This is a genomic window from Streptomyces gottesmaniae (assembly GCF_031845845.1).
Taxonomy (GTDB): domain Bacteria; phylum Actinomycetota; class Actinomycetes; order Streptomycetales; family Streptomycetaceae; genus Streptomyces; species Streptomyces akebiae.
In genome coordinates, this window is the sequence record NZ_JAVRFJ010000052.1 from 46,049 (window position 1) to 71,075 (window position 25,027).

Annotated in this window: 24 protein-coding genes and 1 pseudogene; 15 read left to right on the plus strand and 10 right to left on the minus strand. The window is 71.2% G+C overall.

Annotated elements, in window-relative coordinates; genetic code table 11:
• Positions 1–339: 339 nt before the first annotated feature.
• From RM704_RS39870 to RM704_RS39895, 6 genes are all read left to right on the plus strand, one after another.
• Positions 340–777 carry a hypothetical protein gene (locus RM704_RS39870; protein ID WP_003974483.1) on the plus strand — a complete coding sequence of 146 codons (438 nt, stop codon included), beginning with the start codon at positions 340–342 and terminating at the stop codon, positions 775–777.
• Between the two features lie 335 nt (positions 778–1,112).
• Positions 1,113–2,003: a class A beta-lactamase gene (gene bla, locus RM704_RS39875; RefSeq protein WP_033532805.1), complete on the plus strand. Its 891-nt coding sequence runs from the start codon at positions 1,113–1,115 to the stop codon at positions 2,001–2,003.
• A 196-nt stretch (positions 2,004–2,199) separates the two neighbouring features.
• Positions 2,200–3,375 (plus strand): pyridoxal phosphate-dependent aminotransferase, encoded by a 1,176-nt coding sequence (locus RM704_RS39880; protein WP_192829898.1) that lies wholly within the window; start codon positions 2,200–2,202, stop codon positions 3,373–3,375.
• Between the two features lie 289 nt (positions 3,376–3,664).
• Entirely contained in the window at positions 3,665–4,663 is a 999-nt protein-coding gene (locus tag RM704_RS39885; protein WP_311592753.1) for a hypothetical protein, read from the plus strand.
• Positions 4,660–5,823, plus strand: coding sequence for a S8 family peptidase (locus RM704_RS39890; protein WP_033532756.1), 1,164 nt, complete (start codon positions 4,660–4,662; stop codon positions 5,821–5,823). Before RM704_RS39885 ends, RM704_RS39890 begins: the two co-directional genes overlap by 4 nt.
• Before the next feature lie 35 nt (positions 5,824–5,858).
• Complete coding sequence (locus RM704_RS39895) at positions 5,859–6,254, plus strand: TOBE domain-containing protein (protein ID WP_033532755.1); 396 nt, start codon at positions 5,859–5,861, stop codon at positions 6,252–6,254.
• Positions 6,255–6,302: 48 nt separating this feature from the next.
• Here RM704_RS39895 and RM704_RS39900 read toward each other — a convergent pair whose 3' ends face one another.
• Positions 6,303–7,286, minus strand: coding sequence for a phosphotransferase enzyme family protein (locus RM704_RS39900; protein ID WP_033532754.1), 984 nt, complete (start codon positions 7,284–7,286; stop codon positions 6,303–6,305).
• A 100-nt stretch (positions 7,287–7,386) separates the two neighbouring features.
• The gene (locus tag RM704_RS39905; RefSeq protein WP_033532753.1) at positions 7,387–7,866 is read right to left on the minus strand and encodes an ATP-binding protein; all 480 of its coding nucleotides are present in this window, start codon (positions 7,864–7,866) and stop codon (positions 7,387–7,389) included.
• Between the two features lie 364 nt (positions 7,867–8,230).
• On the opposite strand from RM704_RS39905, the gene RM704_RS39910 reads away from it, so the two are divergent.
• Positions 8,231–9,013, plus strand: a complete 783-nt coding sequence (locus tag RM704_RS39910) for a transglutaminase domain-containing protein (protein WP_033532752.1) — start codon at positions 8,231–8,233, stop codon at positions 9,011–9,013.
• 376 nt (positions 9,014–9,389) lie between these two features.
• Here RM704_RS39910 and RM704_RS39915 read toward each other — a convergent pair whose 3' ends face one another.
• Positions 9,390–10,934, minus strand: a complete 1,545-nt coding sequence (locus RM704_RS39915; RefSeq protein ID WP_033532751.1) for a HAMP domain-containing sensor histidine kinase — start codon at positions 10,932–10,934, stop codon at positions 9,390–9,392.
• 12 nt (positions 10,935–10,946) lie between these two features.
• Positions 10,947–11,708, minus strand: a complete 762-nt coding sequence (locus RM704_RS39920) for a response regulator transcription factor (RefSeq protein ID WP_033532750.1) — start codon at positions 11,706–11,708, stop codon at positions 10,947–10,949.
• 292 nt (positions 11,709–12,000) lie between these two features.
• Between RM704_RS39920 and RM704_RS39925 the strand changes: the two genes are divergently transcribed.
• Complete coding sequence (locus tag RM704_RS39925) at positions 12,001–13,278, plus strand: glycosyltransferase family 4 protein (RefSeq protein WP_052146623.1); 1,278 nt, start codon at positions 12,001–12,003, stop codon at positions 13,276–13,278.
• 26 nt (positions 13,279–13,304) lie between these two features.
• Here RM704_RS39925 and RM704_RS39930 read toward each other — a convergent pair whose 3' ends face one another.
• Together RM704_RS39930 and RM704_RS39935 are read right to left on the minus strand one after the other, a co-directional pair.
• Positions 13,305–13,925 (minus strand): FMN reductase, encoded by a 621-nt coding sequence (locus tag RM704_RS39930; protein ID WP_033532749.1) that lies wholly within the window; start codon positions 13,923–13,925, stop codon positions 13,305–13,307.
• Positions 13,922–15,070, minus strand: coding sequence for an LLM class flavin-dependent oxidoreductase (locus tag RM704_RS39935; RefSeq protein WP_033532803.1), 1,149 nt, complete (start codon positions 15,068–15,070; stop codon positions 13,922–13,924). Before RM704_RS39935 ends, RM704_RS39930 begins: the two co-directional genes overlap by 4 nt.
• Before the next feature lie 158 nt (positions 15,071–15,228).
• Between RM704_RS39935 and RM704_RS39940 the strand changes: the two are divergent.
• Positions 15,229–16,049, plus strand: a pseudogene (locus RM704_RS39940) (DUF6597 domain-containing transcriptional factor).
• A 16-nt stretch (positions 16,050–16,065) separates the two neighbouring features.
• Here RM704_RS39940 and RM704_RS39945 read toward each other — a convergent pair.
• The gene (locus RM704_RS39945) at positions 16,066–16,218 is read right to left on the minus strand and encodes a hypothetical protein (protein WP_192829893.1); all 153 of its coding nucleotides are present in this window, start codon (positions 16,216–16,218) and stop codon (positions 16,066–16,068) included.
• Positions 16,218–16,994, minus strand: coding sequence for an SDR family NAD(P)-dependent oxidoreductase (locus RM704_RS39950; protein ID WP_033532748.1), 777 nt, complete (start codon positions 16,992–16,994; stop codon positions 16,218–16,220). The genes RM704_RS39945 and RM704_RS39950 overlap by 1 nt, the downstream gene beginning before the upstream one ends.
• A 145-nt stretch (positions 16,995–17,139) precedes the next feature.
• On the opposite strand from RM704_RS39950, the gene RM704_RS39955 reads away from it, so the two are divergent.
• Complete coding sequence (locus tag RM704_RS39955; protein WP_033532747.1) at positions 17,140–17,583, plus strand: ester cyclase; 444 nt, start codon at positions 17,140–17,142, stop codon at positions 17,581–17,583.
• A gap of 39 nt (positions 17,584–17,622) precedes the next feature.
• On the opposite strand, the gene RM704_RS39960 is transcribed toward RM704_RS39955, so the two are convergent.
• Entirely contained in the window at positions 17,623–17,958 is a 336-nt protein-coding gene (locus tag RM704_RS39960) for a YnfA family protein (protein WP_033532746.1), read from the minus strand.
• Positions 17,959–18,028: 70 nt separating this feature from the next.
• Here RM704_RS39960 and RM704_RS39965 point away from each other — a divergent pair, with 70 nt between their 5' ends.
• Entirely contained in the window at positions 18,029–18,313 is a 285-nt protein-coding gene (locus RM704_RS39965; RefSeq protein WP_033532745.1) for a transposase, read from the plus strand.
• A gap of 383 nt (positions 18,314–18,696) precedes the next feature.
• Here RM704_RS39965 and RM704_RS39970 read toward each other — a convergent pair whose 3' ends face one another.
• Positions 18,697–20,106, minus strand: coding sequence for an NF041680 family putative transposase (locus RM704_RS39970; protein WP_033532744.1), 1,410 nt, complete (start codon positions 20,104–20,106; stop codon positions 18,697–18,699).
• A 139-nt stretch (positions 20,107–20,245) separates the two neighbouring features.
• On the opposite strand from RM704_RS39970, the gene RM704_RS39975 reads away from it, so the two are divergent.
• The 4 genes from RM704_RS39975 (at position 20,246) to RM704_RS39990 (ending at position 24,979) form a co-directional block, all read left to right on the plus strand.
• On the plus strand, positions 20,246–21,016 hold the full coding sequence (locus RM704_RS39975) for an LAGLIDADG family homing endonuclease (RefSeq protein ID WP_107072487.1): 771 nt from the start codon (positions 20,246–20,248) through the stop codon (positions 21,014–21,016).
• Between the two features lie 369 nt (positions 21,017–21,385).
• Entirely contained in the window at positions 21,386–22,297 is a 912-nt protein-coding gene (locus RM704_RS39980) for a hypothetical protein (RefSeq protein WP_033532742.1), read from the plus strand.
• Between the two features lie 113 nt (positions 22,298–22,410).
• Complete coding sequence (locus tag RM704_RS39985) at positions 22,411–23,382, plus strand: hypothetical protein (RefSeq protein WP_192829892.1); 972 nt, start codon at positions 22,411–22,413, stop codon at positions 23,380–23,382.
• A 160-nt stretch (positions 23,383–23,542) separates the two neighbouring features.
• Entirely contained in the window at positions 23,543–24,979 is a 1,437-nt protein-coding gene (locus tag RM704_RS39990; RefSeq protein ID WP_033532741.1) for a DUF2637 domain-containing protein, read from the plus strand.
• Positions 24,980–25,027: the final 48 nt, after the last annotated feature.

A 25,027-nucleotide genomic window follows, 5' to 3' on the forward strand; every position in this document is an offset into this window, starting at 1 on the left:
CGGTCCGAGAGCGGTTCCGACCGGATCCCGCCCAGTGGCTCCGACAGGATCCAGAGCGGTGGCGCTGAGCGGATCGGGCGGCTCAGCCGTATGGACGGTATGGACCGTATGGATCGTGCCGATCATGTGGATCGTGTCAATCGTGTGGACGGAATGGATCAGACGGACCGGATGGACCGGCCTGACCTGGTGGATCGCAGGACGCGCGCGGAACGCAGGAGCCGCGCTGACCGCAAGGACCGTACGGACCGCATCGAGAGCGCGGACCGCACGGACCGGGTGGACGGCCTGGACCACGTGGTCAACCGGCTCCGGGCGGGGAGCGGGAATGGTGGTCGGGTGGGGGTGACGTACAAATACTTCGGCGCGCCCGACGGCGCGACCGCGGCCCGCGTCCCGATCTCGATGCGCCCCGAGGAACTCGGCGGCGACGAGCTCGGCATGAACGGCATGTTCACCAAGATCAAGCCGGAGACGATGGCCGCGATGGTGCTGACCGGCATCGAAGGCGTCCCCCTGCACAAGGTGCCCCCGCTCGAACTGGTCGTCCTGCACCCCGACTACGCGGTCGTGAAGCTCCCGATGACCGTCGTCGACCCGCTGCGCGGCATCGGCGAGGAGGCGGTCGGCGCGGCCGCCTTCATCTGGTCGACGGTCCCGGACCGCGGCGGCCCCCGCGACGCGTTCAACGTGTACCAACTGCTGCACGAGTGGCAGGACTTCAGCCATCGGTTGCACGAGGCGGGACATCAGCCGTACTGCCTGGTCTGGCCGTGAGCTGACCTCCCACGAGGTCCGGGCGGGGTTCTCGCGACCCCGCCCTCGTCATGTGCCGGAGGGGTCGTCCTCGGATTCCCTGACCTCCGCCTGGTGCTCCCGCAGCCAGGCCGGACAGGAGGGCACCGGCACGCCGTCCCGCTCCGGGACACCGATGACGCGCCGGACGCCGACGGACCCGTCGGCGTGCTCCCCGGCCCACTGGGCGCCGTGAGAAACCGGTGTGCCGGCCGTGGCGTCCTTCCCCTCGAAGGAAGATCACCACGACCGGTATGGAGACGATCTTGGCAACCACGGGTACGCACCATCCACATCCCCGCCCTCGTCGGCGCGCGGTGCTCGGCCTCGGCGTGCTGGCGGGGCTGGGCGCAGTCGGCACGGTCGGTCCGGGGACGGCGTACGCCTCGACCGCCACCGGCGCGGGGCTCTCGCGGCAACTGGGCGAGCTGGAGCGGGAGTACTCCGCGCGGCTGGGCGTCTTCGCCCGCGACACCGCCACCGGACGCACGGTGGCGTACCGGGCGGACGAGCGGTTCCCTCTCTGCTCGGTGTTCAAGACGCTCGCCGCGGGGGCGGTGTTACGGGACCTCGACCGCGACGGCGAGTACCTCGCGAAGCGGATCCACTACACGAAGGAGTACGCCGAGGCCGCGGGCTACAGCCCGATCACGGGCACGGCCGCGAACGTCGAGGCCGGCATGACGGTCGGGGAGCTGTGCTCCGCCACGGTCTCGCACAGCGACAACGGCGCGGGGAACCTGCTGCTGCGCGAGCTGGGCGGGCCCACCGCGATCACCCGCTTCTGCCGCTCGCTGGGTGACCGGACGACCCGCCTCGACCGCTGGGAGCCCGAGCTGAACACGGCGGAGCCGTGGCGGACGACGGACACCACCACCCCTCGGGCGATCGGCGGGACCTACGCGCGGCTCCTCCTCGGCCGGGCCCTGCGGGACGCGGACCGGGAGCTCCTGACCGACTGGCTGATCGCCAACTCGACCAACGTCCAGCGGTTCCGGGCGGGCCTGCCCGCCGACTGGACCCTCGCGGACAAGACCGGCGGCGGGGCGGCGTACGGGGTCGCCAACGACGTCGGCGTCGTCTGGCCGCCCGGCCGCCCGCCCCTCGTCCTGTCCGTCCTGTCGACGAAGTACGACCCCGCGGGCCCCACGGACAACCCACTGGTGGCCAGGGCGGCGGGGCTGGTCGCGGGCACGCTCACGGCGTAGCGGCGACCACCGGCCGGGGCGCGGTACCGTCCGCACCCCGGTCACGGCTGGCCCCGAGCCCCCTCCGGGCCGCAGCATGAGTGGCATGAGTGGCATGAGCGATGTGAACGACGTGCGCGGCGCGGGCGGCATGAGCGGTACCAGTGGTACGGACGGTACGGACAGCCCGGTCGCCGGTGCCGGGGGCAGCGGCGGCGTGCGTGTCTCGCGGCGGGCCCGGGCCGTCGCCCCCTTCTACGCCATGGAGTTCGCCAAGCAGGCCGCCGCGCTGACCGCCCAGGGTCATGACGTCGTCAAACTCAGCCTCGGGGAACCGGACTTCGGCGCGCCCCCGGCCGTAGCGGAGGCGATGCGGGAGGTGATGGACGGGCGGCCGATGACGTACACGGCGGCGCTCGGACTGCCCGCCCTGCGGGAGGCCATCGCCGGCTTCTACGGCGACCGGCACGGCGTCGAGGTCGACCCGGGCCGGGTCGTCGTCACGGCCGGCGCCTCGGCCGCGCTCGTGCTGGCCACCGCCGCGCTCGTCGACCCCGGTGACGAGGTGCTCATCGGCGACCCCTCCTACCCGTGCAACCGGCAGATCATGGAGAGCTTCGGCGCCGACGTCACGCTCGTGCCCACCACCGCCGGGAGCCGGTTCCAGCTGGACGCGGCGGCGGTGCGGGCGCACTGGACGGACCGTACGCGCGGGCTCATGGTCGCCACCCCGTCCAATCCGACCGGCACCTCCGTCCCGGCCGACGAGCTCGCCGCCCTCTGCGACCTGGCCCGGGAGCGGGACGCGTGGCGCCTCGTCGACGAGATCTACCTCGACCTCGGCGATCACGACGAGCGGGGCCGGCCGCCGCGCAGCGCCCTGTCGTACGACCCCGGAGCCGTCGTGATCAACAGCTTCTCCAAGTACTTCGGGATGACCGGCTGGCGGCTCGGCTGGTGCGTCGTCCCCGAGTCCCTCGTACCGGCCCTGGAGCGCCTCGCCCAGAACTACTTCCTCTGCGCCTCGGCCCCGGCCCAGCACGCCGCCCTCGCCTGCTTCACCCCCGAGTCCCTCGCCGTCTGCGAGGCGCGCCGGGTGGAGTTCGGCGAACGCCGCGCGCTCGTCCTGGACGGGCTGGCGCGGATCGGGCTCCCGGTTCCGGTGCCGCCCGACGGGGCGTTCTACGTCTACTTCGACGTCAGCGGCACCGGCCTCACCTCCTGGCAGTTCTGCGAACGGGCCCTGCGGGAGGCGCACGTGGCCCTGACGCCCGGCCGGGACTTCGGCACGCACACCGCCGACACCCACGTCCGGCTCTCCTACGCGGCCTCGTCGGACGAACTGCGCGAGGGGATCGCCAGGTTGGGGAAGTTCATGACCGCGCTGCGGTGAGGACCGGTGTCGGGGCGGTTCACGGCCGCCGCCCGCCCCTGCCGCCGGCCCCCGTCGCTCCTCCCGCGCCGACCGACCGCGCCACTTCCACGACGCGGTCGACCATCCGTCACCGTGGCTCTATATGATCGGCGTTCGCATGTACGGGGGCATGTGCGGGTGCAACTTCGGCGTCATCGCCGGGCGTTGTCGTGTTCGCTCCGCGTTGCCGTTTTCGTGGCGTCGGCTCCGCCCACTCCTCCGTGCGTCGCGCGTCCTTCCGATGACACCGACGACGAGGAGAGGGGCCATGTCCTATCCGACACCGCCCCGGCAACCCGGCCCTGCCGGAGGCCACGGACAACCGCCCGGCCCCTACGGGCAGCCGGCCCCACCGTACGGCCACCCGCCCCAGCAGGGCGCCTGGCCACAGCAGCAGCCGCCACAGGCACCCCACGCAGGCCAGGCACCGGCACCGCAGTACCCAGGACAGACACCGCGGCATCCGGGCCGGTCACCCCACCCCACCCCGGTCCGGACCCCTCCCCCGGCCAAGGGCGGCGCCGCCCGCGGGTGTCTCGCCGGCGCCCTCGGGTTCTTCGGGCTGCTCGGCATGCTGGGCGGCGGCCTGCTGGTCGGGCACGCGTACTCCAACGCGAGCCAGGACATTCCCAACCGTGACGGCTACGGCCCGACCATGTGGCGGAACGAGCCGGCGGACAAGCTCTTCCCCGACGCCCTGGCCCCCCGGCTGAGCGCGACGACCACGAAGCCGGACGGCTCCCGGGCCACCTGGCACCGCATCGGCATATCCGAGGACACCGACTGCGCGAAGGGCCTGAACAAGGTCACCTCCGCCGCCGTCGCGAAGCTCGACTGCGAGGCGGTGCTGCGCGCCACGTACGTGGACCCGACGGGGAACACCATCGGCACGGTCGCGCTGATCGTGCTGCCCGCCGGGGAGTCCGCGAAGTCGGAGATGACCGCGTTCTTCGAGAAGGACGAGGACAAGCTCGATCCCGAGGTCGGGGTGAAGGCGTTCACCGTGCCCGGCACGATCGCGGCGAAGTGGAGCGACGCCCGCGGCAACGGCGGGGCGGGGATCGCCGTTCCGGACTCGTCGCTGCCGTACGTCGTCGTGGCCTCCACCGGCGCGGTCGACGGTCGCGAGGCGGGCCGTCTGCCGGGCGAGTACGGCAGCCACACCTGGGACGCGGGCGACGACCGCGCCCCGTGGCGCGGCGCGGCGAAGGCCCTGTGCGAAGACGTCAGCCACCACCTCGGTGACCTGTTGCTGGAGACCTCATGAGCGGCACGACCATACGGCGGACCGGTGTCATCACCGCCACGGCGGCGCTGCTGCTCGCCACGGCGACCATGGGTTCGGCGAGCGCGGCCGAGACGATCCCGCGGTCGTGGGAGCACCAGGCGCTGAAGCTGGACGCGGCGCAGCGACTCGCGCAGGGCGAGGGCATCACCGTCGCGGTCCTCGACACCGGGGTGGAGGCCGACCACCCCGCGCTCAAGGGCAGGGTGACGACCGGCCCCGACTACATCGGGGAGGGTTCGGACTCCGAGGAGGCGGACAACGAAGGCCGGCACGGCACGGCGATGGCCTCGGACGTCCTCAAGGTCGCCCCGAAGGCGAAGATCCTTTCGCTCCGCGTGACCGACGGCAGCGGGGAGCCGGGGTACAGCGAGGGCGGCGACCCGGTCGCTCAGGGAATCAACTACGCGATCGAGCACGACGCCGACGTGATCTCCATGTCCATCGGGGACCAGCTCCTCGGCAACAGTTACGACGAGGACGTGACCGACGCCCTGGGGCGCGCCGCCCTGGCGGGCGTGCCGGTCCTCGCCTCGGCGGGCAACAGCGGCGACCTCTTCAACGACGCCCAGTACCCGGCGGGTTACCCCGGCGTGATCGCGGTCGCCGCGCTCCAGCAGGACGGGACCCGGGCCGCCTTCTCCACCGTGCGGACGTACAACGCGGTCGCGGCACCCGGCGTCGACATCATGAGCGCGAGCAACTCCGGTGGCTACGCGACGATCGACGGCACCTCACCCGCCACGGCTCTGGCCTCCGGTGTCGTCGCCCTGATGCTCTCCCGCAACGACAAGCTGACCCCGGCGCAGGTCCGGACGATCCTGACCACGACCGCCGGGCACGCCGCTCAGGGCCACAGCCCGCTGGACGGGTACGGCGTCATCGACGCGCCCGCCGCGATCGAGGCCTCGGGGAAGCCGCCGGCGGACCGGACCGAACCGGTGGCGTACAAGGGCGAGGAGCACCTCGCCGCGCCGGACGGCACCTCGAAGACCAAGCACCCCGAGCTGGAGACGGATCTGGTGGCGATCGGGGGCGGCGCGGCGGCGGTCGGGCTGCTGATGGCCGTGGGGGCGGTGTTCCTCGGCCGCGCGGGCCGGCGGCGTACGGCACGGGTGGCGGGCGGTGCCGGGGCGCGCTGAGGCGTATTCGCGCCGACCCGCATATCTTGGCGCCCATGCAGTCCTACACGATCGGGCAGGCCGCGCGGCTGCTCGGGGTCAGCCCCGACACCGCGCGGCGCTGGGCGGACGCGGGCCGGGTGCCGACGCGGCGCGACGAGAGCGGGCGCCGGCTCATCGACGGGAAGGACCTCGCGGCCTTCTCCGTGCGGCTGGCCCGGGACGCCGCCGACGAGGCCGACGTCCCGTACACGTCGGCGCGCAACGCCTTCGCCGGCATCGTCACCGCCGTGAAACTCGGTGACGTGGCGGCCCAGGTCGAGATCCAGGCGGGCCCGCACCGCCTGGTCTCCCTGCTCACCCGGGAGGCCGTGGAGGAGCTGGGCCTGGAGGTCGGCATGGAGGCCACGGCCCGGGTGAAGTCCACGAACGTCCACATCGACCGCACCTGAAGCGCCCTCCTGACGCCCCCTTACGGCTCCCTTCCGGCTCCCGAGTTCTCACCGCTCGGGAGCGAGGGCCCGCGCCAGTCGGGCGACGGCGGCCGGGTCCGGCAGGTTCCCCAGCAGGCCGACGACCTGTCCGCTCGCGAACTCCCGCTGTGCCGGGGTCAGCTGCGGATCGACCGCGGATTCGGCCTGCACCCGCAGATAGTTCAGATCCGTCGCGAAGAGCAGGGAGAAGGACTCCACCCCCTCGACGACCGCGGGCCCTCCGGCGTCCAGGTAGCCGCGCACCAGCTGCCGGGCGGAGTCGGCGCGAAAGTCGTTGCCACCGGCCCACACGTAGGCGGCACGGGCGAGTTCACGTGCCGCCGAGACGGGTCCGGCGTTGTCCCAGTCGAGCAGAGCGGGACCGGACGGGCCCACCAGCACGTTCTGCGGCCGCATGTCGAGGTGGGAGGTCACGGTGTCCTCGCCCCCGGACGGAGTGACGTGCCGCGCCAGTCGCACCGCCTCCGTGGCCGCGAACCCCTCCAGCGCGTCCGCCCACGGCACCCCGGCCCGCCGAGCCCTCTCGCACAACTCGGCCCAGTCCTCTTCCCCGGGGCACCGCTCGTACCAGTCGTTCGGCGTCTCCTTCGTCCCCTCGCCGGCCCGGTGCAGCAGCGCCAGTGTCCGCCCGCACCAGGCGAGGTTCTCCGGATCGCCGGGATCCGCCTCGCTCCCGTCGACCCAGTCGTAGAGCTTCACGTACGACCCGCCCATCCACTCCGGGAGCCGTGTCACGTACGCCCCGTCCCGGTCCGGGAGGAACCGGGGCGCCGCGATGCCCAGCCCCTCCGCCGCGTTCCGTAACGCGGCCTCCCGCGCCACCTGCCCCTCGTCGCACCCGAACAGCAGCTCCTTGACCGCCCAGGCCGCACCGCCCCCGGCCGAGAGCCGCCAGATCTGCCCCAGGGCCCCCCGCGCGACGGGCGCCATCTCCCAGGCCCCGCCCCCGAGTCCGTACACATCCGCGACAAACCCGGCCCTGCTCCGCATGAACCCACCGTCCCGCTCGCCTCGTTCGAACCTCTGTCCCCCGCCATGTCATACGCGGAAGCCACCGGACCCAAACGGTTTACGGCCGGCCGAGGCGCCCCTAGCCCGGCGCCGCCAGGTCGAACCAGACCGCCTTGCCGTCGGGGTGGACGAGGTTGCCGCCGTTCGGGAGGGCGGCGGCGGTGCCCCAGTGGCCCTCGGTGAGGGCGTCCACGAGGTAGAGGCCGCGCCCGCCCTCCTCCCAGCCGCCCGGGGTCAACTCCCTCATGACCGGCGGGTTCTCGTCGCCGTCGAAGACGATCACTCTGACGCGCCAGGTCTCCACCGCCAGCCAGAGAACCGATCCTCCACCTTTGGCGTGCACACAGGCGTTCGTGACCAGCTCGGACGTGCACAGGGCGGCCGCGTCGACGAGGGTGTCGAGGCCGAGGGCGCGCAGAACGGTGGCGACGAAGTCGCGGGCGATGAGCGGGGAGGTGTCGAGGGGCGGACAGAACAGGGTGTACGTCGTCGCCGCAGGCGAGGGCCAGGGAGTGGTGCTGGGGATCGGGGCGCGGAGATCGCGGGCAGTTTCGGTCATGGGTGATCAACTCCATTGTGACGAGAAGGGATTGCTCGCGTCCCTACCGCGTCTGCGGCTCCTCCTCGGGTGTCGACGGCCCGGGGTGCGCTTTCAACTGACAGTACATATGAGTGATTGCTTGAGCACTCTCCGTGAGCGCAGGAATGACCGTAGTCGGCACGTTCACACCGCCGCAATGGGGACGGTGGAAGTACTACGAAAGCGCGTCGCCGAGGGCCCGGTACCCCCGGCCCGACCCTCACCCTGAGTGGTTCGCGAGCCGATCGGCGGGTCGTGTGATGATGGGCGCGAGGGCGCCCGCAGGGGACGGGCGGCGCTCCCCCGGGGGCGCGAACACAACGGGTACGGGGACGGAACTGTCATGACCAGTCGGTTGCTCATGTCCTACGACGCGCAGGCGAAAAGGGCCGCGGTGGCGGTGCGGGAGCCCGCGGACGTGATCGGCTCCACGCGGGCCACGGAGATCCTGGACCACGACGATCCGCGGGTCGGAGCGGTCGCGCGCCGGGTGCTGAGCGAGGCGACACCGCGTGACGCGCTGCGGGCCGCGCACCGGATCATCGCCCGGAACGTGCGCCCGGTGTACTCGGTGGAGGACGGTCGGCGGGTGTCGCGGACGCTGCGGCTCGGGCGGGGCTCGTGCAGTCAGCGGATGGCGGCGCTGGAGGCGGTCGCGCGGGCCGTCCGGGTTCGGACGCGGGTACGCGGGCTGCTGGTGGACGGGACCTTCTGGTATCCGCGGTTCCCCCGGCTGAAGCCGTTCGTGCCGGAGCAGGTCCTGCTGGCCTGGCCGGAGTTCAGGATCAGCGGCGCCTGGGTCCCCATCGGCGAACTCTTCGACGCCTCCGCCGCCGCACCCGCCTCCGCCGACGGCAGCGTCGGCTTCGCCAACAAGGGCGGCGAGACCCTCTTCGACGCGGTGGCCCGTACGGGCGTCCGGTGGGACGCCTGCGGCGCCGAGGCCGGCACCGGACCCGGCACCGCCTGCGACCTCTCCGCCCGGGTCGTCGCCGACCTCGGCCACTTCGACGACCGCGACGAACTCTTCGCACGCCACGGCCAGACCCTGTGCTGGACGGCCCGCACCCTCACCGAGCCGGTACTCGGCCGCTGGAGCGCGGGAGCGACCCACCCCGCCGCCTGAGCAGCCGGCGCCGGCGCGCGGCGCACGCCGTCACGACCCGTCGGCCGTGGCCGACTCCCGTGCCTGGCCGATGAGTTCGAGCCGTTCACCCGGGGTAGGACGCTACGGAAAGCCCGTTGCGCTCGGCGGCGCGGTTCGTGGCGCCGGAAGAGCAGCAGCCTGTCGCGGGCGCTGACCGAGTTCTCGCCGGAGCCGTGCGCGGGGCGCGGGACGCGGCTGGAAGCAGTCGAGGCCGTGGTCCCGCTGCCCGATGAGCGAGGAGCCGACGATCCGGCCCACAGGGCTGAGCCACCCACGCCTGGGCCATGCCCGGCCCCACCGGACCGACAGCCCGATCGCCGCCCTGCCCAGCCGCCCCCTCGCCCGGTCGCCCCCGTCAGTCCCCCTCGCCGCCGGCGGCCCCCCGCACCGTGAACCCGGTCACCAACCCCCCGCCCTCCCGCCGGAACGCGAACGGGGCACCGCCGTGTGCGGATGCCACGGCTCGGACGATCGAGAGGCCGAGGCCCGAACCGGGGAGGCTGCGGGCGTCGGGGGCCCGGTAGAAGCGGTCGAAGATCCGTTCGAGGTCGCAGTCGGGGACGCCGGGACCCCGGTCGAGGACCTCGACGCGGACGACGTCGGAGTCGTCGCCGGGTTCGCCCGGACCGGCGAGTCCGCCGAGGTCGCCGTGGTCTCCCAGCTCGCCCAGTCCGCCCAGCTCGCCGAGGGACCCCGCCGACCCGCGGGCGACCACGACCTCGATCGCCCCCGTGCCGCCGCGGTCGAACTTGGCCGCGTTCTCCACCAGGTTGGAGACCGCCCGCTGGAGCGCCCCGGCCCGCCCCTCGACGGTCGTGTCCCCGGCCACCCGGACGACGACCTCGCGCCCGGTACGCCGCCGCGCGGTCCCGGCGACGTCCTCCGCGAGGTCGGCCAGCTGCACCCGCTGCACCGGCTCGGTGCTCGACTGCCCGGCCGCGAGGTCGACCAACTCGTTGACCAGGTCGGTCAGTTCGAGGGCCTCCTGGGAGAGGTCGTCGACCAGCTCCGCCCGCATCCGGGGCGGCAGCTCGTCGATGCGCCGGAGCAGGGAGATGTTCGTCCGGAGGGAGGTGAGCGGGGTGCGCAGCTCATGGCCCGCGTCCTGCACCAGCCGCCGCTGGTCCTCCTCCGACTGGGCCAGCCGGACCAGCATGCGGTCGAACGAACGGCCGAGCCGCCCCACCTCGTCCCGGCCCGCGACCGGCACCTGGATACCCAGATGCCCGGTCCGGGCCACGTCCTCCGCCGCCCCCGCCAACTGCACCAGCCGCCGGGTCTGCCGCCGCGCCAGCCACCAGCCGAACAACCCGGACGAGATGACGACACCGGAGACGAACAGCAGGGTCCGCTGCTGCAGTTCCCGCAGCAGGTCCTCCGTGTCGCTGAACTCCTGCGCGACCTGCACGGCACCCCGGCCACCGCCGAGCGCGACGGTCACCACCCGGTAGCGGTCGTCGCCGACCTCGACCTCGCCGTGCTCCACCATCACCCCCGCGAGGACCGCGTCGGCCGTACGGCGGTCGGCGTCGCGCACGGGCAGGCCGGGGGCGCCCTCGTCGAGGATCTCCCCGTTCGGGCCGAGCACCTGGACGTCCGTACGGCCGGAGCGGATCAGGTCGTCGCGCGGGCCGCCGCTGTCGCTCGGTGCGAAGTCCTCCGGCGTCAGCGGATCCTGCTCCACCAACTCCCGCAGATCACGGACGACTTCGGCGAAGACGGTCTGCTCGTCGACCCGCACCAGCCGCGCCGCCGCGCTGTAGCTGAGGATCCCGACGAGGACGGTGACGACACACGCCACCGCCACGAACGACACGGTGAACGTGGCCCGCAGCGAGGGCACCGGCCTCAGTCGCGAGAGCAGCCGGGGCAGGGCCCGGACGCCACGGGGCGGCGGCATCGCGCGCCGCCCTCAGTCTTCCCGCAGCGCGTACCCCACACCACGCACGGTGTGGATCAGCGCCGGCGCCCCGGGCTCGTCGAGCTTGCGGCGCAGATAACCGACGTAGACGGCGAGGTTCTTGGAGCCGGGGCCGAAGTCGTAGCCCCAGATCCGGTCGTAGATGGTCGCGTGGTCGAGGACGATGCCGGCGTTGCGGACGAGCAGTTCGAGCAGGTCGAACTCGGTCCGGGTCAGCTCCAGTTCCCGTGCCCCGCGCCACGCCCGCCGCGCCTGCACGTCCATGCGCAGCCCGGCGGCCGTGAGGAGCCCGCCGGTGTCCGGGGCCGCGGAGCCGGCCGGGGTCGCGGGGCCGGCCGAGGACGCGGCGGCCGGCGACTGGGGCGGCGCCGCGAACCCGTCCGAACCGCCCGTCCGCCGCAGCAGCGCCCGCAGCCGCGCGAACACCTCTTCCACGTCGAACGGTTTGACGACGTAGTCGTCCGCTCCGGCGTCGAGCCCGGCGATCCGGTCGGCGGTCTCCACGAGCGCGGTGAGCATCAGGATCGGCGTCCTGTCTCCCTCCGCGCGCAGCACCCGGCAGACCTGGAGGCCGTCTATGCCGGGCATCATCACGTCGAGCACGAGCACGTCGGGCCGGTTGCGGTGGGCCTGGGCGAGCGCCTCGACGCCGTCGGCGACCGCCGTGACCTCGTACCCCTCCAGGGTCAGCGCGCGTTCCAGGGCATGGCGGATGGCACGGTCGTCCTCGGCGAGCAGCACGTTCTGGGGCACCCCACCAGTCTGCCAAGGTCACGGGCGCCCACCACCTCGCCGGAAGCGCCGGACCGCCCTTCTTACCGGCCTCTCACCCCGACCGCGCGCCGGGCTTACTCCTCCGGAGCAGCGTGTCCGTGTGACACCTGTCCGCACGGGAACCCGGGCAGAGTGAGGGAGATGGAGTACAAAGGGTCCGAACCAGCCAAACCATCACCACCACGCACATCGCCGGACAACAACTCCACCTCCGTACAACTGCGTCACCGCATCGCTCACCCCGTCGGGAAGGTAAGCCTTGAGCCGCCGCATGAAGATCGTGTTCCTGCTGCACAACGCGTACGCCATCGGCGGCACCGTCCGTACGACGCTGAACCTGGCGTCGGCGCTCGCGGACCACCACGACGTCGAGATCGCCTCGATGGCCCGCCACCTGGACGAACCCCGCTTCACGGTCGACCCGAGGGTCCGGCTCGTCCCCCTGGTGGACATCCGCCCGTACAGCCCCGACCTGCGCGATCCGGCCCAGGCGCAGCCCGCGACGGACTTCCCGGCCGAGGACAAGCGGCACCGCCAGTACAGCCGTCTCACCGACCTGCGGGTCCGCTCCTATCTGGCCCGCTGCGGCGCGGACGTCGTCATCGGCACCCGCCCCGGCATCAACGTCTACGTCGCCCGCTTCGCACCCCGCCGCGCCCTGCGCATCGCCCAGGAACACCTGCGCCACGACGCCCACTCCAAGCAACTCCGCAAGGTCCTCGCCCGCCACTACCGCACGCTGGACGCGGTCGTCACGACCACGGCGGCCGACGCGGCGGTGTACCGCGCACGGATGAAACTGCCGGGCGTACGGGTGATGCCGGTGCCCAACATCGTCCCGGAGGCCGGGGTCGCCCCGTCGGACTGCTCGGCCCCCGTGATCGCGGCAGCCGGCCGCCTCGCCCGAGGCAAACGCTTCGACCTGCTCCTGGAGGCGTTCGCGAAGGTCGCCGCGAAGGAACCCGACTGGCAGCTGCGCATCTACGGCGGCGGCAAGCAGCAGGGGCGCCTGGAGACCCTCGTCCAGGACCTCGGCCTCACCGACCGGGCGCATCTGATGGGCCCGCACACCCCCATCGAGGAGGAGTTCGCGCGGGCCTCCATCGTCGTCAGCGCCTCCGACGCCGAGTCCTTCGGCATGACCCTCGTCGAGGCCATGCGCTGCGGGGTCCCCGTCGTCAGCACCGACTGCCCGCTGGGCCCCGCCGAGATCATCACCGACGGCGTCGACGGCCGCCTCGTCCCGGTCGACGACCCGCACGCCCTGGCGGATGCCCTCCTGGACCTCACCGCGGACCCCTCCCTGCGCCGCGCCATGGGTCGAGCCGCCCTCGCGAGCGCCCACCGCTACGACCCGGGCCCAGCCGTCACCAAGTACGAACACCTCTTCGCAGAACTACGCGAAACGAGGCTCCAGCGCACGTGGGAACGGGAATCGACGAGGGCGAGGGGCTGGCTGCGCCGCCGGGTGCGCGCTTGGACAAGGGTCACCGGATCTTTCAGGGGCGCGGGGAACTGCGCGAGCAACCACAAACAACCCGCGGCCTGAATCCCACCGCGCCCCCACGGCGCATCTCAGCCCCGTAGCGCCGCCAACTGCTCCTCGAAGGGCACGACAACGAACCCCTCGGTCTCGGACTCGGACTCGGGCGCGGACTCGAACGGCGGCGCCACCCGCCGGGACAGCCCAGCCATCAACCCGGCCAACTCCGCCGCCGCCCGGTCGATCCGCCCGGCCAGCCCCTCCGCGCCCCAGTCCTCCGACGCGGCGTACACCCCCGTGGGCACCACGACGGCCCGCAGATACGCGAACAGCGGCCGCATCGCGTGCTCCAGCACCAGCGAGTGCCGAGCCGACCCGCCGGTCGCGGCGATCAGCACCGGCTTCCCGGCCAGCGCGTCCCGGTCCAGCACGTCGAAGAAGGACTTGAACAACCCGCTGTACGACGCGGAGAACACCGGCGTCACCACCACGAGCCCGTCGGCCCCCGCCACCGTGTCCGACGCGGCGGCGAGCTGCCGACCCGGGAACCCGTTCGTGAAGTTGTGCGCGATCTCCACCGCGAGGTCCCGCAGTTCGACCACCTGCACCTCGACCGAGGCGTCCTGAGCGACCACGGCGGCGGCGAGCCGGTCGCCCAACAGCCGCGTGGACGAGGGCACACTCAGCCCCGCCGAGACGACGACGAGCTTCACGACACACTCTCCTTCTTCTCCGCGTCCTTCTTCTCCGCGTCCTTCTTCTCCGCGTCCTTCTGCTCGGCGTGCTTCTGCTCCGCCGCCAGCAGCGACCCGTGGGTCGGCGCGTCCGGCACGTCCGCCGGGCGCCCCTTCGCGAACTCCTCGCGCAGCACCGGCACGACCTCCTCGCCGAGCATGTCGAGCTGTTCGAGGACGGTCTTCAGCGGCAGCCCCGCGTGGTCGAGGAGGAACAGCTGCCGCTGGTAGTCCCCGGCGTACTCGCGGAACGCCAGCGTCTTCTCGATCACCTGCTGCGGCGAGCCCACGGTGAGCGGCGTCTGGTCGGCGAAGTCCTCCAGGGAGGGCCCGTTGCCGTAGACCGGCGCGACGTCGAAGTACGGCCGGAACTCCCGTACCGCGTCCTGCGAGTTCTTCCGCATGAAGATGTGGCCGCCGAGGCCGACGATCGCCTGTTCGGGCGTGCCGTGCCCGTAGTGGGCGTAGCGCTGCCGGTACAGCTCGACCATGCGCTTGGTGTGGTCGGCCGGCCAGAAGATGTTGTTGTGGAAGAAGCCGTCACCGTAGTACGCGGCCTGCTCGGCGATCTCGGGCGAGCGGATGGAGCCGTGCCAGACGAACGGCGGTACGCCGTCCAGCGGGCGCGGCGTGGAGGTGAAGCCCTGCAGCGGCGTGCGGAACTTGCCCTCCCAGGTGACGACGTCCTCGCGCCACAGTCGGCGCAGCAGCGCGTAGTTCTCGATGGCGAGGTTGATGCCCTGCCGGATGTCCTGCCCGAACCACGGGTAGACCGGGCCGGTGTTCCCGCGCCCCATCATCAGGTCCACCCGCCCGTCGGCCAGGTGCTGGAGCATCGCGAAGTCCTCGGCGATCTTCACCGGGTCGTTGGTGGTGATGAGGGTCGTGGAGGTGGAGAGGATCAGCTTCTCGGTGCGCGCGGCGACATAGCCGAGCATCGTGGTCGGCGACGACGGCACGAACGGCGGGTTGTGGTGCTCACCGGTGGCGAAGACGTCGAGGCCGACCTCCTCCGCCTTCAGCGCGATCTCGACCATCGCCTTGATGCGCTCGCGCTCGGTCGGCGTCCGGCCCGTGGTGGGGTCCGGCGTCACATCACCGACGCTGAAGATCCCGAACTGCATCATCGCTGCCACCCTCTCCAGGTTGTTTACGATTCAACTATACCCATGAACGAGGGCCCCCTCTCCACTATTCCTCCGCTGCGAGCGACGGTCTGCGGGGCCGGTGTCTGTGGCGGTCTCGGGGGGCCGGTGCCAGTGGCAGTCCCTACGATCGCCCCATGGCCGCCCCACGCCGTGACACCCGAGGCATCGTCGACGCCCCGGAGCTCTTCGCCCGGGTCCGCTTCCGCCGCCGCGAACCCGCCGAACCGCTGCGCCCGTATCTGGAGCACACTGGCTGATCGACTGGGACCTGCCCGAGCCGTACGTCTCCCAGGTCGTCCCGCACCCGTCGGTGAACGTCGTCTTCCAGCGGTACGAGAGACAGGAGCCCTTCGCCGAGATCTCCGGCATCGGCACCGGCCTCTTCACCCAGAAACTGGAGGGCAGGGGCCGGGTCTGCGGCATCCAGTTCCGCCCCGGCGGCTTCCGCCCCTTCGCCCCGGCCCACCCCGCCACCCACTGGACCGGCCGCCGCGTACGACAGCCCGAGGCGTTCCCGGACACCGACACCGCCCCGGACCCGGCCGCGATCCTGGCCCTCGACGACGAGGACGCCCGCGTCGCCGCCCTCGACGCCTTCCTGACGGGGCTCGGCCCCCGCCCCGACCCCCAGGCCGACCTCGCCATGGCACTCGTCGACCGCGTCCGCACCGACCGCACGATCGCCGGGTCACCGATTTCGCCCGCGCCGAGGGCCTGTCCGTACGGCTCCTGCAGCGCCTGTTCTCCGCGTACGTGGGCGTCGGCCCCAAGTGGGTCATCCTCCGCTACCGCATCCACGAGGCCCTGGAACGCGCCGAGACCGACCGGACGACCGACTGGGCCGCCCTCGCCGCCGACCTCGGCTACGCCGACCAGGCCCACCTCGTCCGCGACTTCACGGCGACGGTGGGGGATGCCGCCGACGGCGTACGCGGAAGCGGTGTCCCCGGCCTGAAGGGCCACATGATCTGCTACTTCGCGTGCGTGACCGCGTAGATCATCACGAAGGCCACGATGTGGATGCCGAAGAGGAAGTACGCGAGGTACCACCACACATACCGCTCGTTCCTCTTCTCCTCGGCGAGCCGGCGCTTCTCGGGAGTCGACTCGCCCTCGGAGGCCATCACAGCTCCCGGTGGACCTTGGTGTTGGAGGCCTGGGCACGGGGGCGCAGGACGAGCAGGTCGACGTTGACATGGCTGGGCCGGGTGACCGCCCAGGTGATCGTGTCGGCGACGTCGTCGGCGGTCAGGGGCTCCGCGACGCCCTGGTAGACGCGCGCCGCCTTGTCCGCGTCGCCGCCGAAGCGGGTCAGGGCGAACTCGTCCGTCTTCACCATGCCGGGCGCGACCTCGATGATCCGCACCGGCGTGCCCACGATCTCCAGCCGCAGCGTCTCGGCGAGGACGTGCGCGCCGTGCTTGGCGGCGACATAGCCCGCGCCGCCCTCGTACGTCCCGTGCCCGGCCGTCGACGACACCACGACCACCGTGCCGTCACCGCTCGCGGTCAGCGCGGGCAGCAGGGCCTGGGTGATGTGGAGCGTGCCGATGACGTTCGTCTCGTACATCGTGCGCCAGTCCGCCGGGTCGCCGGTCGCGACCGGATCGGCGCCGAGCGCGCCGCCCGCGTTGTTGACCAGCACGCCGATCGTCTTGAACGCGGTCGCGAACTCGTCGACCGCCGCGCGGTCCGTGACGTCCAGGGGGTACGCCGTGGCCTGCCCGCCGCCGCCGTTGATCTCCTCGGCGAGCGCCTCGATACGGTCCTTGCGGCGCGCGGTCAGCACGACGCGGTACCCCGCCGCGGCGAGCTGCCGGGCCGTGGCGGCGCCGATCCCACTGCTCGCACCCGTGACGACGGCGATGCGGGAGGCGGCGGACGGTACGGCGGTGGCCATGAGCTGCTCCTGAGGCGGTACGAATCGAACGGGACCGGCCGGGACCGGGCAGGGAACCGCCCGGTGATCGAACGATTCCCGCCCGGCCAGGATAGGCGGGCGGTGAGACAATGAGACGGGTGATCCCCTGTGCAGGAGGTGGATCATGGGACAGGCGCGCGAGCTGATGGACCAGCTCACCGAGGCGCTCACCACACATCAGGACCCCAAGACCGTCGCGAACCTCTTCGCGGAGGACGCGGTCGCGCACACCCCCGACGGCGGAGAGATCCACGGCCGGGACGCCATCGCCGAGTACTGGCGCCAGATGACGGACGCCATGCCGGAGGCCAGGTACGAGTCGCTCGCCTCGTTCGAGGTCGGCGACACGGCCATCGACGAGGGCATCTTCACCGGCACGAACACCGGCCCGCTGGCCCTCCCCGACGGGACGTCCCTGCCCGCGACCCAGAAGTCCGTCAGGATGCGCGGCGTGGACTTCGCCACCGTCCGCGACGGCCAGATCACCAGCTACCGGCTCTACTTCGACCAGCTGGACTTCATGAACCAGCTCGGCCTGCTGCCGGAGGAGTTGGCACAGCCGTCGTAACGCGGCAGCCGCTGTCCGCCGCCACAACGGCGACCCCGGTCACCCGCCTCGCGGCGCATACATGATCACCGCCATGCCCGCGAGGCAGATCAGCGCGCCCGTCACGTCCCAGCGGTCGGGCCGGTAGCCGTCCGCGACCATCCCCCAGGCGATCGACCCGGCGACGAAGACCCCGCCGTACGCGGCGAGGATCCGCCCGAAGTGCGCGTCCGGCTGAAACGTGGCGACGAACCCGTACGCCCCCAACGCCACGACCCCGGCCCCGACCCACACCCACCCCCGCTGCTCCCGCACCCCCTGCCACACCAGCCAGGCCCCACCGATCTCGAACAGCGCGGCGAGCAGGAAGAGGGCGGCGGAACGGGCGATGACCATGCCCCGAGCTTGGCACGGTGCCGGGCGCCTTCAATCGGAGATACGAGAGCGCCGAGTGCTGGCGCACTGAGTGGACAATTTGCCCTCCGCCTCCTGGGAGGTCAACCGCGGCTGGATGCTCGCTGCGAACATCGCCGCCGATCTCGACGCATGGCTGCGGCTGCTGGCTCTGCACGACATCGACGACCTGGCCGACGCAGAGCCGGACACCATGCGCTTCCGCCCTTACCACCTGCCCGCACACCTCGCCGACCACGCCCGCCGCCGCTGGCTGCGGATCGCGCGGACCTGGCCCTGGGCAGGGGTGTTCACCACCTGCTGGCAGCGGCTCACCGCCCTCCCAGCCGTCACCTGACGGCCGGTCGCCAGCCCCGACGAAGACCAGGAAGGAGCAGGACCAGCACACTCCGCGAACCGTGGACCCCGGCACAGCCGCAGCGATACGCGAAGGCCCCGCCCCCGATCACGCGGAACAAACAGGGCGAACCGACAGCCCAGTCGGGCAATCACAGCCGCTGCCGAATCGAGGCTAACTCACAAGGGTGAACCCTCTCGACCACCCACATGCCACCCGAACTGTCGACCTAGGCTCGCGCCACAACATCAACACGACGGCCCCCGCCCGGGATGCCAGTCCTGGACGAGGGCCTGACCGACACGGAAGTGGTGCTTCCCTGTGGCTGATTGCGAGCCTAGCGCTCACCGGTTCATGGACCTCACAGCCCCTGAGCTTGGCGTTTATCCTCGGCGGGCTTGGTGTTCCTTGATCGACTCGGCGCGTTTGACCGTCTTGCCGACGTCGTGGCGTGTGGCTCGGTGCTTGTTCTTCGAGTCGGGAGACCGTCCCGGGCCCGGCTTGGACGGTTTCGGTGCGGCCGCCGGACGGGCCGCCGTCGCGCGGACGTTGCGAAACCCCCGGCGGACGCGGGCCGGGGTGAGGCGGCGGGGTGCGGTGGGTCGCTCCCAGGGGCGGCGCAGGTCCTCGGCGAGGGGGCGGGCGAGACGGAGCTGGGTGTGGGCGGCGATGATGAGCCAGGTCCACAGATCGGCGCTGTCGGCGTGACGGACCTTCGGTGCCGTCCAGCCGAGGGTCTGCTTCATCAGCCTGAAGGTGTGTTCCAGGTCGCATCTGCGGAGGAAGGACTGCCACCAGCAGTCCACGTCCACCGGTTTCGGGTCGCGGTCGCCCGGCAGGCGCTCGACCTTGAGACGAATCAACGTGCCGTGCAGGATGGGCAGTTCCTCTTTGGCGTGGTCCAGCCATGGGCCTCGATGGGTGAGCCTGGGGTGCATCCGGTCCCAGGCGATCGTCTCGGCCTTGCCGTAGCGGGTGGTGTCCGTAGCTGTGGTGACGTCGGGCTCGTGCCAGCTGTCGGGCTTGGCAAAAGTGAGGACACCGCCGTGCCGGCGGGGTCGCCCGCCCTTCGGGCCGGAACGGGTCGGGCCCGGGTCGCGGAGCATGACTCGGTCCGAGCGCAGGCGCCCGAGCAGCATCACCGGCAGGTCGGCCAGGGCGTGGGTGAGGTAAGTGACGTCGTAGCCGGCGTCCATCACGATGAGGATCTTCAGGTCGCCCGGCCGCCAGTGCCCGGCCTGCGTCAACCCCTCGACGACATCGCGCAGTTGTGCGGCGGTGACGAGCGTCGCGTCGTCGGCTGGTCCCAGGCGCACGGCGTCCAGCAGTGCGACCCAGGAGGTGCGGCCGGACTCCAGCGCGGCAACGAAGGAGTACGGCCAGCCCGGCACGAACTGGTCCGTCTTGCGATCACCACGTCCGTAGACGTGGCAGAACAGCCGGTCGTCGCTGGTCGGGGCATCGGGGCGGAGCCAGATGCTCACGTCCACGGCCAGCACGATCCGCCCGTCGGCCGCCTTCGGCAGCGGCAGGCCGGCCAGTGTGCGGCGCAACCGCGCCGGCTCCAGCCAACCGCGGTCCAAAGCCGCGTACAGCGCACCGTGCCCGCGCCGGTGCTCGACCGCCAGAGACAGCTCGACCAGTGTCTTCACCGGCCCGTCCGCGCACAGCACCGCGTCCGTGAGCTCGAAGAGCGCATCCGCGCGAGCGTAGAGGCATTCGTAGAACTCGACCCGAAAGCGGGACAACACGTCCAACGCCTCGCCTGCGGGCGCATCGACAGACAGACTCATACACAGCGGCCGTTCTCTTGTACTTCGTGACTCGACATCTCGAAGCGTGGAGAACGGCCGCCTCCGCTGTCCCGGAAAGAACCGCAGATCAGCAGGTCGGGTGACCTGCGACGTTAAACGCCAAGCTGAGTACGCGTACATGTTCGGGTTCTTGCAAGCGGACGGTCACCTCTGTCAAGGCGAAGGCCAGAAAGGGAAGTTGACCGTCGAGCTCAACATCAGGGACGTCGATCTGCTGTACAGGTTCAAGTACTTGACGCCGTACAACAGCAGTGTCACCGAGCGAGTACGGTCAACCAACTTTACGGAGAGCCATCACTCGGCAACCTGGTCTCTCTGTTCCCTCGACGCCAGGACAAAGCTCAACCAGCTCGGTCTTCCGTACGGCCGCAAGTCGACGACGATCGCCCCGCCGCGTGTTCCCTTTTCCCGCCGCGACTACCTTCGAGGCCTCATCGATGCCGACGGATCGGTCGGCTACACAGGTCCAGGGCTGCCGTTCATCTCTCTCGCCACGGCGAGCGCTGCCATTGGCTCCTTTCTGCGCGCCTACGCCCAGGCGATCACAGGAGTTGAGCGCCTCACCCAACGAAACTCACGAGACGAGATCTACAACATCTCCTACGAGAAGGAGGCGGCTCAGCAACTGGCAGCTGACCTGTACTACCCAGGTTGCCTTTCACTGGGACGCAAACAGGTCAAAGCGGACTCCTTCTCTCGCTGGGTTCGCCCTGTCGACATGCGAATCGTGAACTCGCGACGAGCCTGGACTGCCCACGAGGACCGAATGGTGCTGGAGCAGGACGACATCGTGGCAGCCGCCACAGAACTCGGGCGCACTGCAAACAGCTGCCGTCTACGCAGGTGGCGCCTCAGGAACAGCAGGATGCTGATGCCAAACGATCAGTGAAGCCCTGAAGTCGGGGTCCGGACCGCAAAGGGCCGGGCCCCACGTCATCAGCCCTTCACGCACACAATCCGCTTCAGCTCCGCCACCACCTGCACCAGGTCCCGCTGCAGGTCGATGACCTGCTTGATCGGCTTGTTGACGCCCGTCATCTCGACGTACGACATAGCGCCCTCTTTCCCCCGAAGAGCAGATGAAAGCCGCAAAACGCAAAACCGACGCCAAGGTCCATGAAAAGGGATGCCGGACCGGCGTCCACGGCAGTGCGTGCGATACACATGGTGCCCGGGGGTCACCCCCGGGCGGCAAGTGATTAACCACTGGCAGGACTGCGCAGGCGTCCCGAGGGACCCCGTCGAGAGGAGCCCCACCGTGCAGCGGAAGGCGTACGTACCCGGGGTCGCCGTGCTCCTCGCGGCACTGCTGGCCGCGTGCACGGGATCGAGCGACGACGGTTCCACCGACGACCCCCGCCCGGGCGAGGCCACCACCTCGGCCACCGTCGCCCAGCCCGGCCGCTACGACACGCTCCCCGTACCCTGCGCCTCGGTCGACCAGGGCACCCTCGACTCCCTCCTCCCCGGCATCAAGCAGCTCCCCGACCCGACCCAGCGCGAGCAGGCGTACGAGGGCGAGGCGACGCAGACGTACGACACGGATGCCAAGGCCGGCTGCCGCTGGAAGGTGGAGTCCACGGACGCCACCCACTACGTGTTCGTCGACTTCGAGCGTGTCGTGTCGTGGACCAACGCGGTCAGCGACGACAGCAAGGCGCAGGAGGTCTACGGCGGAAAGGTGGAAGCGGCCGATCTGCCGGAGCCGACGCCGACCGTCTCGGAGGAGGTCGACGAGGACACGGGGACGACGGGGAACGCCACCGACGCCCCGTCGACGGGCCCCTCGGCCTCCGCTTCCCGCTCGACGCCCCCTTCTTCCGATTCCTCCAACACCTCCAATACGTCTAATTCATCCGGTTCATCTGGTTCATCTGGTTCATCCGATTCATCCGGTGCCACCGGATCCTCCACCCCCTCCGCCTCCGGGACCCCCGCCTCCCTCCAGCCGCGCACGCTCGACGGTCTCGGGGACGAGGCGTTCCTCGACGACGCGCTCGGAACGAGTGGGCAGCGGACCGTGACTGTGGTGTTCCGCACGTCGAACGTGCTCGTGACGGTGGAGTACGAGGAGCAGCCGGCGACCACGACGGTGGTGCCGGACAGCGAGGAAATGCAGGACAGGGCCCGGAATCTGGCGGAGCGGCTGGCGGAGGCGTTCGACGACTGAGGGGCGCTCGGGGGTGGTTCGGGCACACCTGCGAACCACCTGAACCAGAACCGCACTTCTTCTTCACCGCGTACGGTGGCCTCTCGGAGACCCGATCCGATTGTGAAGGAACCATGCAACGAGCCGCAGAGTCAGATCAGCATCAGTCGTCGCGTATCGCGCCTTCGGTGCGGGTGACGCGTGTCGGACGTCGTGGGCGTCCGGGCCGGGCCCGGGTTCTCGTGGGCGCGGCGGTCGTGCCCGCGATGCTGCTGGCGGTCGGCTGTTCGTCGGACTCCGGATCCGACAGCGCCTCCGGTGACGAGACGCCCGCGGGGCTGAACCAGTCGGCGACGGAGAGCGCCACGCCGGAGGTGGTCGCGGCGAAGTACGCGTCGCTGCCGGACGCGTGCGAGGTGTTCCCCGACAAGACGCTGAAGTCGTTGGTGCCGGAGGGCGTGAAGTCCGGGAAGGCGATCAACAAGGCCGAGGCGGACGTGTCCGGCGACTGCCGCTGGATCAGTCTCGACAACAACGGTGTGGACGGTTCCCAGTACCGCTGGCTGAGCGTCTCCCTGCACCTGCTGGCCTCGGACGCGGCGAACGGCCCGGGCGAGGACCGCGCGGCCAAGGCGTTCGATTCGAAGGTGACCGCGGCGAAGGCCGTGGACGGGGCGAAGAACGTCAAGACGGAGCCGGCGACGGGCCTGGGCGACCAGGCGACGGTGGTCAAGTACGACCTGAAGAAGGACGGGGACACCTTCAAGCAGCAGACGATCGTGGTGCGCACGGAGAACGTCGTCGTCACGCTCGACTACAACGGTGCGGGTCTGGCCGGCGAGAAGACACCGGACGCGGCCGCGCTGCTGAAGTCCGCGAAGTCCGCCGCCAAGGACGCCGTGGAGGCGGTCGAGGAGGAGAACGACGGTACGGACGCGTCGGCGTCGCCGTCGAAGAGCGCTTCCAAGACACCGTCGAAGGACGCGACGAAGGCGTCGTCGTCGGGCGGTTCCGGTGCGGACGTGAGTTCCGACTCGGACGGTGGCTCGGATTCCGATTCGGACTCGGGTTCGTCCACCTCGGGCAGCCGGAAGAGCAAGTCGTAGCCTCACCTCACCTGCTGTTTCGTCGGAGCCCGGTCCCCGCTGGGGCCGGGCTCGATGCCATCCGGCAACCCGTTCGCCGTACACATGTGCCACTCTGTTGCGCGCAACAACACGCAAGGGGAGGGGAGTACGGGTGTCCGCGCCAATCCAGCTGACTCGCATGCACCGCGTTCTCATCGGCGTGGTCGTGTTCGGCGCCGTCATCATCGCCGGGATCGGCTTCGCGGGTTCGTACGCGGCCGTACGGGAGCTGGCCCTCCAGAAGGGCTTCGGGAACTTCAGCTACGTCTTCCCGATCGGCATCGACGCCGGTATCTGCGTCCTGCTGGCCCTGGATCTCCTCCTGACGTGGATCCGCATCCCCTTCCCGCTGCTCCGCCAGACGGCGTGGTTGCTGACGGCGGCGACGATCGCGTTCAACGGCGCGGCGGCCTGGCCGGACCCGCTGGGTGTCGGCATGCACTCGGTGATCCCGATCCTGTTCGTCGTCGCGGTCGAGGCGGCCCGGCACGCGGTCGGCCGTATCGCCGACATCACCGCCGACAAGCACATGGAGGGGGTCCGCCTCACCCGCTGGGTCCTCTCCCCCGTCCCCACCTTCCTCCTCTGGCGCCGTATGAAGCTCTGGGAGCTGCGCTCCTACGAGCAGGTCATCAAGCTGGAGCAGGAACGTCTCGTCTACCAGGCCCGCCTCCGCTCCCGCTACGGCCGGGCCTGGCGCCGCAAGGCCCCGGTGGAATCTCTGATGCCCCTCCGCCTGGCCCGCTACGGCGTCCCCCTGGCGGAAACGGCCCCGGCGGGTCTGGCGGCGGCAGGAATAGAACCGGCGGTGCTGCCGGCGGCACCGCAGGTCGACATCGGCGCAGCCGCGGGCAGTCGAGCCACCGGGGCGACACGGGTGGGCATGACGGCGCCTCCCGGCGAGCAGCGCCCCCAGCTGGAGAGCACCCCCGCCCAGCGGCAGCCGGAGCACGCCGAGTACCAGGAGCAGGGCCACGCCGAGCAGGAACCCCCGGTCGACGAAAGCCCCTGGCTCCACGCCCGCCACCCCCAGGAGGTCCCCTACCAGGGCGGCTACGACCCCTCGTACGAACCCGAGGAACAGTACGAGGAGTGGTACGAGGAGCAGGACCCCGAGCAGTACGGGCAGCACGAGCAGTACGGCCAGAACGGGCATAACGGGCAGAACGGCTCGTACGAGCAGTACCAGCGCTTCGAGGGGGACCCCCGGGACCCCCGCTATCGGCAGCAGCAGTTCGAGGCCCCCGGACTCCAGGACCCCGCGCTCCAGGACCCCGCGCTCCGGTCGCCGGAACCCTCCCCGGAGGAGACCGGCAGCTTCCCCATCCCCGCCGGCCCCGGCCGCACCCGCGAGCTGGGCGAGGGCGGCGGCGCCCCGGAGCCGACGGAGGAGGACTACTACCAGGTCTTCCGCGAGATCACCAAGGGCGGGAACGGAGCCCCCACCCCGCGCGCGCTCATCTCCGACATCGAGTCGACATACGGCGTCACGCTCGACGAGGCCGAGGCCAAGCGCATGGTGAATCGCTTCTCCAACCGCCTCAACGCGGAACTGACCGACGAGCACATCGCGTAACCGTCGCACGCGCACATGAGGAGGGGCGCCCGGTGATGACCACCGGGC

Excerpts from the sequence above, each read along its gene's own strand:
- RM704_RS39910 (WP_033532752.1), top strand. The coding sequence starts at position 8,231 with ATGACCAGTCGGTTGCTCATGTCCTACGACGCGCAGGCGAAAAGGGCC.
- RM704_RS39935 (WP_033532803.1), bottom strand. The coding sequence starts at position 15,070 with ATGCAGTTCGGGATCTTCAGCGTCGGTGATGTGACGCCGGACCCCACC.
- RM704_RS39895 (WP_033532755.1), top strand. The coding sequence starts at position 5,859 with ATGCAGTCCTACACGATCGGGCAGGCCGCGCGGCTGCTCGGGGTCAGC.
- RM704_RS39975 (WP_107072487.1), top strand. The coding sequence starts at position 20,246 with ATGTTCGGGTTCTTGCAAGCGGACGGTCACCTCTGTCAAGGCGAAGGC.
- RM704_RS39955 (WP_033532747.1), top strand. The coding sequence starts at position 17,140 with ATGGGACAGGCGCGCGAGCTGATGGACCAGCTCACCGAGGCGCTCACC.
- RM704_RS39985 (WP_192829892.1), top strand. The coding sequence starts at position 22,411 with ATGCAACGAGCCGCAGAGTCAGATCAGCATCAGTCGTCGCGTATCGCG.
- RM704_RS39990 (WP_033532741.1), top strand. The coding sequence starts at position 23,543 with ATGCACCGCGTTCTCATCGGCGTGGTCGTGTTCGGCGCCGTCATCATC.
- RM704_RS39905 (WP_033532753.1), bottom strand. The coding sequence starts at position 7,866 with ATGACCGAAACTGCCCGCGATCTCCGCGCCCCGATCCCCAGCACCACT.
- RM704_RS39950 (WP_033532748.1), bottom strand. The coding sequence starts at position 16,994 with ATGGCCACCGCCGTACCGTCCGCCGCCTCCCGCATCGCCGTCGTCACG.
- RM704_RS39960 (WP_033532746.1), bottom strand. The coding sequence starts at position 17,958 with ATGGTCATCGCCCGTTCCGCCGCCCTCTTCCTGCTCGCCGCGCTGTTC.
- RM704_RS39915 (WP_033532751.1), bottom strand. The coding sequence starts at position 10,934 with ATGCCGCCGCCCCGTGGCGTCCGGGCCCTGCCCCGGCTGCTCTCGCGA.
- RM704_RS39925 (WP_052146623.1), top strand. The coding sequence starts at position 12,001 with ATGAAGATCGTGTTCCTGCTGCACAACGCGTACGCCATCGGCGGCACC.
- RM704_RS39890 (WP_033532756.1), top strand. The coding sequence starts at position 4,660 with ATGAGCGGCACGACCATACGGCGGACCGGTGTCATCACCGCCACGGCG.
- RM704_RS39945 (WP_192829893.1), bottom strand. The coding sequence starts at position 16,218 with ATGGCCTCCGAGGGCGAGTCGACTCCCGAGAAGCGCCGGCTCGCCGAG.
- RM704_RS39900 (WP_033532754.1), bottom strand. The coding sequence starts at position 7,286 with ATGCGGAGCAGGGCCGGGTTTGTCGCGGATGTGTACGGACTCGGGGGC.
- RM704_RS39885 (WP_311592753.1), top strand. The coding sequence starts at position 3,665 with ATGTCCTATCCGACACCGCCCCGGCAACCCGGCCCTGCCGGAGGCCAC.
- RM704_RS39970 (WP_033532744.1), bottom strand. The coding sequence starts at position 20,106 with ATGAGTCTGTCTGTCGATGCGCCCGCAGGCGAGGCGTTGGACGTGTTG.